Below are 12,996 nucleotides of genomic sequence, written 5' to 3' on the forward strand. Positions count from 1 at the left end.
CTAGCGGCCTGGGCTTATCCAGGTTTCCAGGTCCGTTGCGGTCATGGGCTTTGCTATCAGGTAGCCCTGCGCTTCGGAACATCCCCACTGTATCAAGAGGTCGAGGATTTCCTGGTTTTCTACGCCTTCGGCAACGACTCGGTAGCCGAGCCCTTTCGCCAGGCCTATCAGGGTTTTAACCAACTGCTTGTCATTTTGATTGCTGCCCAGCCCGCTGATCAATGATTGATCCAGCTTGACGGTAGTGGCCGGCAGTTCCTTCAGGTACGCCCAGTTACTGTAGCCCGTGCCGAAATCATCAACCGCGACCTCTATGCCAATCTGCCGAACGCGCTGCAGTTGCCGGATGACTTCCTCAGGGTTGGTCATCAACATGCTTTCGGTAAACTCAAGTTCAAAGTCGGCAGGGTCAAGGTCATGCCGGTGAAGCTCATGAATCATCGCGTCCACGAACTCGGAGCTTTCCAGATCGCTGACGGTAATGTTCATCGCTATTCGCAGGCGCACGCCTTGTGCTTTCCAGGCTGCGGCTTGCCGGATGATTGCGTTGAGCACCCATAATCCAACGGACGGTATCAACGCGGTTTTTTCGGCCAGGGGGATGAACTCGGCAGGGCTGATGGGGCCAAGCAACGGATGGGTCCAGCGTAGCAATGCCTCTACCGAATCACAGCTTCCCGAGGGCAGTTTGACTTTGGGCTGATACACCAGGCTGAACTGTTTGTCGCAGCTGACCGCTTCCGGCAACGAACTCAGCAACATGAACGCGCGTTGTTGAGCTGCATCAAACTGGGGTTCATAAAGAGACCAGCCCAGCTTGCGGTCACGCGCCTCATCTGCCGCACTCACCAGCAGGCGCAGCCAGTCTTGCTGGCCGGAGTGGTGAATGGGCAGCACGCCAATCCCGACTTGCATGAGGATGGGGATGCCGTGGCATTCAACAGGCTTTTTGAAGTCCTTGAGAATACTTTCGCAGATGTGCTCGGTGGTTTGATTCTCCTCAAGGATGAAGCCAAACCGCGTCGGGCTGATTTTGTAAAGCAGGCACTGCGCGGGTAACAGGTTTTGCAGGCGAGATTTGATCGCCAGAACCAGGTCTCCGGCAAAGCTGTAGCCCAGGGCCTTTACAATATCGTTGAGAAACTTTGGCGAAATAATGTCAACTGCGTACACATGGCACGCGTTTTCAAGCTTAAGCGCTTGACGTATATCTTCCTCAAGCCTGAGTCGATTGAATAGCCCAGTCGGTTGGTCTACGAAGTTGCGGGACCGCATGCCCTGTATGCGCATCATGACCAGCTCGGCAAAGTCGTTGAGCATTGCACTGTCACGCTCGCTCATGGGAGGGCGGGGGACGGTATCAATGATGCAGAGACTTCCCAGGGTAAAGCCATCCTCCGTGATCAATGGCGCGCCCGCGTAATAACGAATATGCGGCGGCCCCGTGACCAGGGGATTGTCTTTGAAGCGGGCATCCAGCGTTGCGTCCGACACCTCCAGCAGGGCGTTGTCCAGGGTAGAGTAGGCGCAAAAAGACACTTCTCGCGGTGTCTGCGTTTCTGTAATTCCCACCCGTGCCCTGAACCATTGCCGGTGTTTATCGACAATTGAAATCAGTGCGATGGGGGCGTTGTAATAGGCAGACGCCATCTCGACGATCTTTTCAAATACATCATCACTATCGCTGTCGGTTGGACAAAATTTCGCGACCTCTTTTAGCCGTTCAATTTCATTCGGCGGAATAGGAGCGCCTTCGCCCATGACAATCCTCAAAGTGGTTATGTTCGTACAACAAGGTATCAGACAGTGCCATCATTATGATGTTGTTTTTCTATTCATCAGATAGCTCAAGGGTATGGCGTCCGGGTGATCTCTTCCTGCGTATCTCCCTAATTCTTGCGCCCTGCGGATGAATGTACGCGCGGGGCAGCGAAGTGGATGCACGGCATTAAAAATTTTTCCGGCATTTCCGCGCTTTTAGTTCACCCGGGGCGCCGCCTTGATGGCCATGTACGCATCCTTGATGGGCTCAAAACCATATTTCTCTTCCAGCCGTTTCACGATGAAGTGCCCCCGCGCCATGTCCTGGTAGAAGTGGGTGAACAGCGTATTGATCGTCGCCCCGGTAAAGGCGCCCATCACCGGAACGGCCTGGGCTGCGAACTTGCTGGAAATGGTAAAGCCAAAACGTGTCGCGACTTTATCGATGAGGATCGCCAGCCATTTCCCGGCTTGGCCCGGGGACAAGCTGCTGATGGCCTTGGAGCCCTGCTTGGCGGCGATCCCCGCCAGTTCCTTGGACAGTTGTTGCATGGCCTGGGTGGTGAAGCTGCGGGTCATGTAGTAACCGGTCTCCGTTGCATCGTCGGCCTGGCTGGTGCCACCCATGGCAAACACCTCGATGCAGGCTTGTTTGGTCGAAAAGTCGCCCAGGTCGAAACCCTCGCTGCGCGCCACGTCGGCGACCGCGCGCATCATGATGGTGGTGGAGATCGGCAGCTCGATAAACAGCGCCGCGAAACCGAAGGCCCCGCCGATGGCGCCCGAGGTGGCCGCAAAAGCCTTGTGCAGCCGGGTCGAGGCCGGTTTTCTCGGACTGTTGTCCAGGCTTTTCAGCGCCGCGCCGGCGGATGAATGCAGCGCTGCCGCCACCGCGCCATTGATCTGTTTGGAAACCACCCCCGGCAATGCCTTTACCGCGCTTTCAATCGGGGAGCCGATCATGCCGGACAGCCTGGCCGTCAGGGAGGGTGACTCCAGCAAACCGACGGCCCGCTTGAGATCCTGATAGTCCTCGGGATTGTCTCTGATGCTCACAGGCGTCTCCTTGAAATTTTTCCGGCTTTGATAAAACAAAGACCCGCGAAGAGGGCCATCGTGCCGTCACGCTTTACCCATTCTTTACCTGCGCGGGTGCTGCGTTCGCCGGCGGGTCGGTTAGGCTGCCAGTTACCTTGAACTGAACGGCGGTGTGAATCGAATGAACCTTCAACCTCGGTACTGGCTGGCGGTGAGCGCCCTGGTGGGCAGCCTGGGATTGATTGCGGGGTGTGCGGGCGATCCGCCAAACCCGCGGGCCGAATTCAGCGAGCGGGTCAACAAGGAACTGAGCACCGCGTATCAACCGTCCCATTATGAAACGTCCGGCTGGGGCGCGACCTGGCAGCTCGACAAGCAATCGGTGAACGTTGCGTGGCTGGCACCGGTGACCCATGAGCGCCTGCCGCTGATTATCTACTTGCCGGGTTTGGGTGAGCCGGCCTCGGGCGGGGTGGCGTGGCGCAAGGCTTGGGCGCAGGCCGGTTATGCGGTGCTGTCGGTTCAGGAGCCCGCCCATGATCAGTCGATCTTTGCCTCGCAGCAGGCGGTATATGGTGACTTTCGTGGGATGGCGAGCAGTCATTACTCCGCCGCCGCCCTGCGTGACAGGCTGTCGACCTTGCAGAAAGTCCTGAACGAAGTTCGGGCACGGGCCGCCAAAGGCGACGCGCAACTGGCGGCCATCGACTGGAACCAGGTGGTGGTGGCCGGCTTTGATTTTGGCGCGCAGACCGCAGAAGCACTCGCCGGGGCGCTGGAGCCCGGGGCCACCCCGGGCGTCGGGATTCAACCCAAGGCGGTGTTGCTGCTCAGCCCTTATGTGGACGCCGATGCCCGGCCGGACGTGTTTGCCCGGATAACGGCGCCCGTGCTGTCGATGACCGGCCAGCAGGATGAAGACCCGTTCAACTGGGTCAGCTCTTACCGTCAGCGAGAGGTGTTGGGCGAGTCGGTGACAGCGGCGGGCAGTGTTCAGCTGGAGTTGAACAGTGCGACGCACAAGACCTTGTCCGGGAGCGAGCTGTTCAGCCGGCCGGCGAAAAAGGCCGACAAGGGCAGTGCTTCGTCTGGCGACGCGCCCAAGGGTCGAGGGCACAAGCACGGCGCCAAACCTGGCGGCGGCGGCCCGATGGCGGGCGAACCGGCGCCGGACCCCAAGCAGGTGGCCGCGATTCAGGCCATGGGTGTGGCGTTCCTGGATAGCCGGGTCAAACACAATCCCGCCGCCACCGAATGGTTGCAACAGGGCGCGTCAACCTGGCTGGGTGAGGCGGGACGGTTGAAATAATGGCGGCGGGCTTCCCCCCGCCAAGCGTGATGTATAAGTTTCTCAAACGTCATCAACCATCTTTTTCCGGCGTGATACGCTAGCCTTACTTTTGAATTGGCACTGGTCGTTCCCGCGTATACGGCGACAGTGAGGAGTGAACATGTCGAAAATTTCCCACCAGGATCTACGGCGCTCGTTTCGCGAGCTGCTGGCCTCCCAACACTGCTTTCACACCGCCTCGGTGTTCGACCCGATGTCCGCCAGGATCGCTGCAGACCTGGGCTTCGAAGTCGGCATCCTGGGAGGCTCGGTGGCGTCATTACAGGTCCTGGCTGCACCGGACTTCGCGCTGATTACCCTGAGTGAGTTCGTCGAGCAGGCCACCCGCATCGGCCGGGTGGCGCAGCTTCCGGTGATCGCCGACGCCGACCACGGCTACGGAAATGCACTGAACGTGATGCGCACCGTCCAGGAACTGGAGCGTGCTGGCGTCTCGGCGCTGACCATTGAAGATACCCTGCTGCCCGCGCAGTTCGGGCGCAAATCCACCGACCTCATCAGCACGGAAGAGGGCGTGGGCAAGGTCAAGGCGGCCCTGGAGGCACGGGTCGATCCGCAGCTTTCGATCATCGCCCGGACCAACGCCGCCGTGTTGCCAGTGGAAGACGTTATCCATCGCACCAAGGCGTATCAAGAAGCTGGTGCAGACGGCATCTGCATGGTGGGTGTCCGTGACTTCGACCACCTTGAACAGATCGCCGAAGGCCTGACGGTCCCGTTGATGCTGGTGACCTACGCCAACCCGCATCTCAATGACAACGAACGCCTGGCCAAATTGGGTGTGCGGATTGTGGTTGCCGGGCACGGCGCGTACTTCGCCTCGATCAAGGCCACCTACGACAGCCTTCGCGAACAGCGCAACCTCACGCGCAGCACGTCAAACCTGACCGCCAGCGAACTGACCCACACCTACACGTTCCCCGACACCTACGTGAGCTGGGCCAAAGAGTTCATGGATGTTCAAGAGTGACATGACCCTGCAGGAGCGAGCTTGATCGCTCCTGCAGAAGCTCTAAGCTAATTCCATAAAATTATTTATTTTATTTTTTATAGATCAATATCATCTAACTGAGTTGACCCTTGGAGAGCCGGAGTCCGCGCTGTTCAAGTCTTATCCGCTCAGGAATCTATAAAAATGAACACGCTGAAACTGGCCCGCAACCTCCTCTCGGCCGTGGGCCTCGCTGTCCTCTCCCTAAGCGCTCAATCCGCTGACCTCACCATCGGCTACATCAACGGCATCGACCCGATCAAACGCGCCATCGCCGATGGCGAATATGAAAAAGGTATCGGCCAGAAGATCGATTGGCGCAGATTCGACGCGGGCCCGGCCGTCCTGGCCGCCATGGCTTCCGGTGATGTGCAGATCGGCAACCTGGGTTCCAGCCCGTTGGCCGCGGCGGCTTCGCGAAACATGCCGCTGGTGGCGTTCATTGTCAGCGCGCAGATTCGCAGTTCCGAGGCCCTGGTGGTTCGCGACGGCAGCGGGATCAAGACCCCTGATGACCTGATCGGCAAAACCATCGCCGTGCCCTTTGTGTCGACCTCCCATTACAGCCTGCTGGGCGCGCTGAAGCACTGGAACCTGGACCCGCGCAAAGTCAACATCGTCAACCTGACACCGGCACAAATCACCGCCGCCTGGGCCCGTGGCGATATCGACGGGGCGTTTACCTGGTCGCCTGCCCTGGGTGAAATCCGTAAGACCGGCCAGATCCTCACGGATGCTGCCGAAGTTTCCAACTGGGGCGCCCCGACCTTTGAGGTGTGGGTAGCGCACAAGGATTTCGCTGAAAAGAATCCGAAGGTCGTTGCCGATTTTGCCAGGGTCAGCCTGGCGGCGATTGCCGATTACGCCGCGCATAAAAAAGACTGGACCGCTGATTCTGCCCCCGTGAAGAGCATCGCCCGACTCACAGGCGCCAACGCTGCGGACATTCCCGAGCTGCTCGAAGGCTCGTCGTTCCCGACAGCCGCCGAACAAAAAAGCGCGCAATACCTCGCCGGTGGCACCGCCAGGGAAATCGGCAAGACCGCCGAATTTCTGAAAGAGCAGGGAAAAATCGAAAAGGTCCTGCCTGACTATTCCGCCTTCGTCAGCGACAAGTTCATCGGAGAATAATCATGGGCCTGACGCTTCATCCCCTTGGCCCTACCATCGGCGCGGAGGTTGAGGGGCTGGATATGGCCCTGCCTCTGACGGATCAACAACACGACTGGGTGGAGCAAGCACTGCTGCAGCACCAGGTGTTGTTCTTCCGTAACCAGGCCATTACCCCCGGGCAGCACGTGGCATTTGCCGCGCGGTTTGGTGATTTGCACCGGCATCCGATTTACCCGCACGTTGACCGGCACCCGGAACTGCTGCTGATCGACACCGCCGTGACCGATGTCCGCGACAACGCCATCTGGCACACCGATGTGACCTTCCTCGCCGCACCGGCGATGGGCTCCGTGTTGGCGGCCAGGCAAGTGCCTGCGTTCGGCGGGGATACGTTGTGGGCCAATGGCGTGGCTGCGTTTGAAGGGTTATCGGCCCCCGTCAGGCAACTGCTCGACGGCCTGACCGCCACCCACGAATTGACCAAATCATTTCCCACCGAGCGCTTCGGCAGCACGCCCGAAGCATTGGCGCGCTACGAAAAAGCCCGGAAGGATCACCCGCCGCTGTCACACCCGGTGGTCAGGACGCATCCTGCCACCGGGCGCAAGGCGTTGTTTGTGAATGAAGGCTTTACCACGCGGATCAATGAGCTTGAGGCGGCGGAAAGTGATGCGTTGTTGCGGTTATTGTTCAGCCACGTGAGCCGTCCGGAATTCACCGTGCGTTGGCGATGGAAGGCGAATGATGTAGCGTTCTGGGATAACCGCATTACCCAGCATTACGCGATTGATGATTACCGACCGCAAAGGCGGGTGATGCACCGCGCGACGATTTTGGGTGACGTGCCTTTTTGATGGAGGATCGGTCGATGGACTTGCCCTTGGTGATCAACCCTGACGACTATCTGGAAACCGAGTTCGGCAGGGAATTCACGCCTGAACGAAATCGACAGGCATGGCAGCTCGCGTATGCGCGGTTGAGGCACGAGCTGTCACAGGCGGCAAAGGGCACTCATGTGTACGTGGTCATGGGCGTGCAGGGGGCGGGCAAGTCTCGCTGGGTGGCGGAAAACCTTGAGCGGTTGGGGCACGGCGCAATCGTCTTCGATGCTGCTTTGCCGGCGCGGCGTCATCGGCAGGAGCTGCTGTCCATCGCGAGGGATTATGCAGTCCCGGTGATCGGCATCCTGGTGAGCGCACCGCTGGAGCTGGCGTTATCGCGAAATGCCCAACGCAATGCCGACAAAAAGGTGCCGGAGGACGCGCTGAAAAGCGTGTTCAGCATGCTCGAGCCACCCAGTGAAGACGAAGGATTCGTGTGGGTGCAAACCATTGAACAGCAGGCGCCGCTGCCCACAACCCTGCAAACTGACCGGATGACCCTGGTTGCGCCCGACGTGGCGCTCGCTGAAAAACTCGCCGATGCCTTGAACGCCAGCTACGCACTGCACCGCCAGTTTCTCGTATGGAGCAAGCCGCACTGGACGCTGGAGGACACGCAGGAAAGCCTGCAGCGCGCGGCAAAAGACTTCGATGCGCCTGTCGGGGAGAAACGGTATTTCCTGTTATCTCGCGACGATCCCCAAGCATTGGTGGGCTGTATCGGCCTGCTGCCGCTGGCCGATGATATTCACAGCTACGAAGTTGGCTATTGGGGCAATCAGGCACACGCCGGTCATGGGCTGATGAGGGAGGCATTGACCGCTCTGGTTTCGCAGTTGAGCGGGCACACACTGCGCCTGACCACTTCTTCGGCGAACATATCCAGTCAACGACTGGCTGAGGCAACGGGGTTTGAATGGGTGGAAACCCTTCAAGGCGCGCGGCGCTGCGAGTACTTCGGCGTACGCGATACGCTGGTTTACCGCCGGACCGCGCGCTGACACTAAAGGTACTCACACTCCCCACGCAGCAGCGAAAGCTGAACCAGGTCTTGATGAGCTGCGTTCCAGTAACCCGCCTGCCTCAACGTTCCTTCACGCACGAACCCGGCTTTCTCAAGCAGGTTCAGTGACCGAGCGTTGTCAGGATGAACCAGCGCCTCGATCCTGTTGAGTTCCATGTGCTGGAACGCCCATCGAAGGGCGGCGTAAACCGCCTCCTTCATGAGCCCCTGTCCCTGTGCCGATTGCGCCATCTCAAACCCGATGGCACAACTGCGCCACATACGATTCCATTTGAAGAAACCACAGGTACCGATCAGCGCTGCCGTGGCTATGTCTTCAATCCCCCAGCGAATCCCCGGATTGGGTGACGTGCGCCAACTGGCAAACAGCTCGATCAGTTGCTCCGCTTGATGAGGCTCGGTGATTGGGTCGGCACCGAACCACTTCATTGCTTCAGCGTCGCTATGAATCGCAAACAACCCCACCGCATCCTCCTGTGTAAGTTCTCTGAGGGTCAGGCGTTCGGTTTTGAGAGTCGGAAAATCGGACACTGCGGGCGTCACCTTTTAGAAAAACGATTCGCTAAGGTGTGTCGTGCGGAATAAAAAATCAATCTGTTCAGTGGTGACGCAGGGCGTCACGGGATACGAATACACGCTCCTGATCAACTGGGATCAACTGAGATCAACTGTGGGAGCTGTCGAGCCCCAGCGAGGCTGCGATGCAGGCGCCGCGGTCTGGCAGGTACGGCGCGGTGATCCCATCGCAGCCTCGCTGGGGCTCGACAGCTCCCACATTGGTCTCAGCACTCACTCCTCGCGTTTGACCACCAACGTCAAGATGTCATAACTGGCCACCAGCTCACCCAACTGGTTGGTCACCTCCACATCCCACGCCACCACGCCTTGCGGAATGCCCTGGGGGCTCTTCTTGCCCTGGTCGATCTTGCGCTTGCAGGTCAGCCGCGCCTGGATGGTGTCGCCAATGCCCACCGGGTTGATAAACCGCAGGGTGTCCAGCCCGTAGTTCGCCAGCACCGGCCCCGGTGCCGGGGACACAAACAGCCCGGCCGCCGCCGACAGCACAAAGTAACCATGGGCAATGCGTTTGCCGAATTGCGATTCCTTGGCTGCGATGTCATCGAAGTGCATGTAGAAGTGATCGCCCGACAGGCAGCCGAAGTTCACCAGGTCGGCCTCGGTGACGGTGCGGCGGTGGGTCAGCAGCGATTCGCCAATCTGCAGGTCCTGGAAGAAGCGGCGGAACGGGTGCACTTCGGTCTCGATGACCTTGGCGCCGCGTACGTACTCGCCGGTGACCGCCGCCAGCATGGTCGGTGAGCCCTGTACCGCTGCGCGTTGCAGGTAGTGTTTCACGGCGCGCAAGCCGCCGAGTTCTTCGCCGCCACCGGCGCGGCCCGGGCCGCCGTGCTTGAGTTGCGGCAGGGGCGAGCCGTGGCCGGTGGATTCGGCGGCGGATTCGCGGTCGAGCACCAGCAGGCGGCCGTGCCACGCGGCAGCCACCGGGATGGCTTTGGCAGCGATCTGCGGGTCTTTGGTGATCAGGCTCGCGACGAGGCTGCCTTTGCCGCGTGCGGCCAGGGCCAGGGCTTCGTCGAGGTCGTCGTAGGCCATCAGCGTGCTCACCGGGCCGAAGGCCTCGATGTCGTGGGCGCCGCCTTCTGCATGCGGGTCGCGGGCTTGCAGCAGGGTCGGGGCGAAGAACGCGCCCTGGCTGACGTTTTCACCGCGGGGTTCAAAGCCGTCGCGGGCGCCGAACAGCATGTCGCTGCTCTGCAACAGGCTTTCCAGGCGGTCGGCCACGTCTTTCTGCTGGTCGTGGGAGGCCAGTGCGCCCATGCGCACGCCTTCCACCGACGGGTCGCCCACCACAACTTTTTTCAGGCGGTCCCGCAGGCGGGTGGCGACGGCGTCGATGTGTTTGGCCGGCACGATGGCGCGGCGAATGGCGGTGCATTTCTGCCCGGCCTTGGTGGTCATTTCCCGGGCGACTTCCTTGATGAACAGCTCGAACTCTTCGTCGTCCGGGCTTACGTCCGGGGCGAGGATCGCGCAGTTCAGCGAGTCGGCCTCGGCGTTGAACGGCACCGAGTTGCGGATCAGGTTCGGGTTGACCCGCAGCTTGGCGGCGGTGTCGGCGGAGCCGGTGAAGGTCACCACGTCCTGGCCTTGCAGGCGGTCGAGCAGGTCGCCGGTGCTGCCGATCACCAGTTGCAGGCTGCCGGGTGGCAGCAGGCCGGATTCGTCCATCAGGCGCACCACGGCTTCGGTCAGGTAGCTGGTGGCGCTGGCCGGCTTGACGATGCATGGCATGCCCGCCAGGAAACTCGGGGCGAATTTTTCCAGCATGCCCCAGATCGGGAAGTTGAACGCGTTGATGTGCACCACCAGGCCGCCACGAGGCACCAGGATATGGGTGCCGGCAAAGCTGCCGAGCTTGCTCAGCTGCATCGCCGGGCCTTCGTGGACGATATTGCCCGACGGCAACTCCCGCGAGCCCAGGCTGGCGTAGGTGAACAGCGTGCTGTTGCCGCCTTCGATATCGATCCAGCTGTCGGCACGGGTCGCGCCGCTGTGGTGGGAGAGGGCGTAGAGCTGTTCCTTGCGCTCGCTCAGGTACAGCGCGATGGCCTTGAGGCGCTGGGCCCGCTGCTGGAAATCCAGGGCCATCAGCCCGCTGACACCCTGGCGGCGCCCGTGTTCGATGGCTTCGGCGAAGTCCGGGCGCTCCTCGTGAGTGCGTGCCAGCTCGTGGCCGTCAATGGCGCTGCGCAGCACCTGGGCGCCGTGTTGGCCGATCCAGCGGCCAGCGATAAAACTTTGCAGGGTAGGGGCGTGAGACATCACGATTCCTCCGGGTTGGAAAATGAGAGTTAGTGTTTGCTGGCGCCTGCGGCACCAATGCCGGTCATGGAGCGAATGAACTGCGCCAGGTAACGCCCGCGTTCAACGGCAGCGCGGGGCGAGCGGTCGGTGACGGAAAAGACCCAGGCGCTGAAAAACGCCAGGCTCATGGAAAACAGGGCAGGGTTGGAATAGGGGAACAGCGCCTTGTCGTAATGCAGTACGTTGACCCACACCGCCGGGCTCAGCACCAGCAGCACGATGGCCGAGACCAGTCCCGCCAGGCTGCCGGTCACCGCGCCACGGGTGGTCAGGCCCTTCCAGTACATCGAGAGGAACAGCACCGGGAAATTCACCGAGGCGGCGATTGCCAGTACCAGGCCGGACAGGAACGCGATGTTCTGCGACTCAAACAGCAGGCCGAGGATGATCGCCAGCACGCCGATGCACAGCGTGGCGATGCGCGACACGCGGATTTCCTGCTGCTCGCTGGCCTGGCCCTTGCGGATCACGCAGGCATACAGGTCGTGGGACACCGCCGACGCGCCGGACAACGCCAGCCCGGCGACCACGGCCAGGATGGTCGCGAAGGCCACCGCCGAAATGAACCCGAGGAACAGGTTGCCGCCCACGGCCTGTGCCAGGTGCACGGCGATCATGTTGCCGCCGCCGATGATCGCGCCGTTGGCATCCCGGAAGCTTGGGTCAGTACCCACCATGACGATGGCGCCGAAGCCGACGATGATCAGCAGCAGGTAGAAGTAGCCAATGAAACCGGTGGCGTAGAACACGCTCTTGCGCGCTTCCTTGGCGTCGCTGACGGTAAAGAAGCGCATCAGGATATGCGGCAACCCGGCGGTGCCGAACATCATGCCCAGCCCCAGGGAAATCGCATCGATCGGGTTCGACAGCAAGCCGCCCGGCGCCATGATCGCGCTGCCCTTGGCGTGCACGGCGGTGGCCCCGGCGAACATCGCCTCGGTGCTGAAACCAAAGTGCTTGAGCACCATGAACGCCATGAAGGTGGTGCCGAACAGCAACATCACCGCCTTGATGATCTGCACCCAGGTGGTGGCGAGCATGCCGCCGAAGGTCACGTAGAACACCATCAGCACGCCCACCAGCATCACCGCGTACAGGTAGTCGATGCCGAACAGCAGCTCGATCAGCTTGCCGGCGCCCACCATCTGCGCCACCAGGTACATCAGCGCCACGGTCAGGGTGCCGAAGGCCGAGGTCAGGCGCACCGGGGTCTGCTCCAGGCGGTAGGACACCACATCGGCAAACGTGTACTTGCCCAGGTTGCGCAGGCGCTCGGCGATCAGGAACAGGATGATCGGCCAGCCGGCCAACACGCCCAGGGCGTAGAGCAGGCCGTCATAACCGTTGAGGAACATCATCGCCGAGATGCCGAGGAATGACGCCGCCGAGATCATGTCGCCGGCAATCGCCAGGCCATTCTGGAAGCCGCTCATACCGCCGCCGGCGGTGTAGAAGTCGCTGGCGGAACGGGTGCGCAGGGCGGCCCAGCGAGTCACGCCGAGGGTGAACAGCACGAACACCAGGAACATGCCGATGGCGTTCCAGTTCAGTGGCCGGGATGCGCCGTCGGCGGCGACTGCAAGGTCCGTGGCCAATGCCAGCGGCAGGAGAAACCACGCTACCAGCCGGCTCATGCTGTGCACTCCTGCTTGAGTTTGTCGTTCAGCGGGTCGATCACATGGTTGGCGCGGTACACATAAAAGCCGGTCAGCGCGAACGCCAGCAGCACAATCACCACACCCACCAGCATGCCCACGGTGGTCACGCCGCCGCTCAACGACTGCCCGAGGGTAGACGGGGAGAACGCCACCAACAGCACAAACCCGAAATAGATCACCAGCATGATCAGCGACAGCGACCAGTACAGGTTCTGTTTGCGGCGTACCAACTGGATGAAATCGGGATGTCGACGGATGCGCTCGATATCGTCGGGGGTCATGGTGGTGTGCTC

General features: G+C 60.9%; 11 protein-coding genes. 5 read left to right on the forward strand and 6 right to left on the reverse strand.

The window, feature by feature from the left end:
* Both HX821_RS27175 and HX821_RS27180 read right to left on the reverse strand, forming a co-directional pair.
* Window positions 1-1,761 (reverse strand): EAL domain-containing protein, encoded by a 1,761-nt coding sequence (locus HX821_RS27175; RefSeq protein ID WP_008436073.1) that lies wholly within the window; start codon window positions 1,759-1,761, stop codon window positions 1-3.
* Window positions 1,762-1,977: 216 nt separating this feature from the next.
* Entirely contained in the window at window positions 1,978-2,817 is an 840-nt protein-coding gene (locus HX821_RS27180; RefSeq protein ID WP_177036932.1) for an EcsC family protein, read from the reverse strand.
* A 163-nt stretch (window positions 2,818-2,980) separates the two neighbouring features.
* On the opposite strand from HX821_RS27180, the gene HX821_RS27185 reads away from it, so the two are divergent.
* The 5 genes from HX821_RS27185 to HX821_RS27205 all read left to right on the forward strand — a co-directional run bounded on the left by HX821_RS27185 (window position 2,981) and on the right by HX821_RS27205 (window position 8,136).
* Window positions 2,981-4,108 (forward strand): alpha/beta hydrolase, encoded by a 1,128-nt coding sequence (locus HX821_RS27185; RefSeq protein ID WP_177036934.1) that lies wholly within the window; start codon window positions 2,981-2,983, stop codon window positions 4,106-4,108.
* Between the two features lie 142 nt (window positions 4,109-4,250).
* On the forward strand, window positions 4,251-5,120 hold the full coding sequence (locus HX821_RS27190) for an oxaloacetate decarboxylase (protein ID WP_003208921.1): 870 nt from the start codon (window positions 4,251-4,253) through the stop codon (window positions 5,118-5,120).
* A gap of 165 nt (window positions 5,121-5,285) precedes the next feature.
* On the forward strand, window positions 5,286-6,272 hold the full coding sequence (gene tauA / locus HX821_RS27195; RefSeq protein ID WP_177036935.1) for a taurine ABC transporter substrate-binding protein: 987 nt from the start codon (window positions 5,286-5,288) through the stop codon (window positions 6,270-6,272).
* Window positions 6,273-6,274: 2 nt separating this feature from the next.
* On the forward strand, window positions 6,275-7,108 hold the full coding sequence (tauD, locus tag HX821_RS27200) for a taurine dioxygenase (RefSeq protein WP_087694292.1): 834 nt from the start codon (window positions 6,275-6,277) through the stop codon (window positions 7,106-7,108).
* Between the two features lie 14 nt (window positions 7,109-7,122).
* Complete coding sequence (locus HX821_RS27205; protein ID WP_177036938.1) at window positions 7,123-8,136, forward strand: GNAT family N-acetyltransferase; 1,014 nt, start codon at window positions 7,123-7,125, stop codon at window positions 8,134-8,136.
* 2 nt (window positions 8,137-8,138) lie between these two features.
* Here the strand turns inward: HX821_RS27205 and HX821_RS27210 are convergent, their stop codons facing one another.
* The 4 genes from HX821_RS27210 to HX821_RS27225 all read right to left on the reverse strand — a co-directional run bounded on the left by HX821_RS27210 (window position 8,139) and on the right by HX821_RS27225 (window position 12,984).
* A complete protein-coding gene (locus HX821_RS27210) occupies window positions 8,139-8,690 on the reverse strand; it encodes a GNAT family N-acetyltransferase (RefSeq protein ID WP_177036940.1) in 552 nt (183 codons plus the stop codon).
* A 258-nt stretch (window positions 8,691-8,948) separates the two neighbouring features.
* Window positions 8,949-11,003 carry a phenylacetic acid degradation bifunctional protein PaaZ gene (paaZ, locus tag HX821_RS27215; protein WP_177009351.1) on the reverse strand — a complete coding sequence of 685 codons (2,055 nt, stop codon included), beginning with the start codon at window positions 11,001-11,003 and terminating at the stop codon, window positions 8,949-8,951.
* A 29-nt stretch (window positions 11,004-11,032) separates the two neighbouring features.
* Window positions 11,033-12,679 carry a cation acetate symporter gene (locus HX821_RS27220; RefSeq protein ID WP_003208909.1) on the reverse strand — a complete coding sequence of 549 codons (1,647 nt, stop codon included), beginning with the start codon at window positions 12,677-12,679 and terminating at the stop codon, window positions 11,033-11,035.
* The gene (locus tag HX821_RS27225) at window positions 12,676-12,984 is read right to left on the reverse strand and encodes a DUF485 domain-containing protein (protein WP_177036942.1); all 309 of its coding nucleotides are present in this window, start codon (window positions 12,982-12,984) and stop codon (window positions 12,676-12,678) included. The genes HX821_RS27220 and HX821_RS27225 overlap by 4 nt, the downstream gene beginning before the upstream one ends.
* Window positions 12,985-12,996 lie beyond the last annotated feature (12 nt).

Source organism: Pseudomonas sp. B6001 (genome assembly GCF_013386015.1).
Taxonomy (GTDB): domain Bacteria; phylum Pseudomonadota; class Gammaproteobacteria; order Pseudomonadales; family Pseudomonadaceae; genus Aquipseudomonas.

Coding starts and splice junctions, on each gene's coding strand:
- HX821_RS27175 (WP_008436073.1), bottom strand. CDS start 1,761: ATGGGCGAAGGCGCTCCTATTCCGCCGAATGAAATTGAACGGCTAAAA.
- HX821_RS27185 (WP_177036934.1), top strand. CDS start 2,981: ATGAACCTTCAACCTCGGTACTGGCTGGCGGTGAGCGCCCTGGTGGGC.
- HX821_RS27190 (WP_003208921.1), top strand. CDS start 4,251: ATGTCGAAAATTTCCCACCAGGATCTACGGCGCTCGTTTCGCGAGCTG.
- tauA (WP_177036935.1), top strand. CDS start 5,286: ATGAACACGCTGAAACTGGCCCGCAACCTCCTCTCGGCCGTGGGCCTC.
- tauD (WP_087694292.1), top strand. CDS start 6,275: ATGGGCCTGACGCTTCATCCCCTTGGCCCTACCATCGGCGCGGAGGTT.
- HX821_RS27205 (WP_177036938.1), top strand. CDS start 7,123: ATGGACTTGCCCTTGGTGATCAACCCTGACGACTATCTGGAAACCGAG.
- paaZ (WP_177009351.1), bottom strand. CDS start 11,003: ATGTCTCACGCCCCTACCCTGCAAAGTTTTATCGCTGGCCGCTGGATC.
- HX821_RS27220 (WP_003208909.1), bottom strand. CDS start 12,679: ATGAGCCGGCTGGTAGCGTGGTTTCTCCTGCCGCTGGCATTGGCCACG.
- HX821_RS27225 (WP_177036942.1), bottom strand. CDS start 12,984: ATGACCCCCGACGATATCGAGCGCATCCGTCGACATCCCGATTTCATC.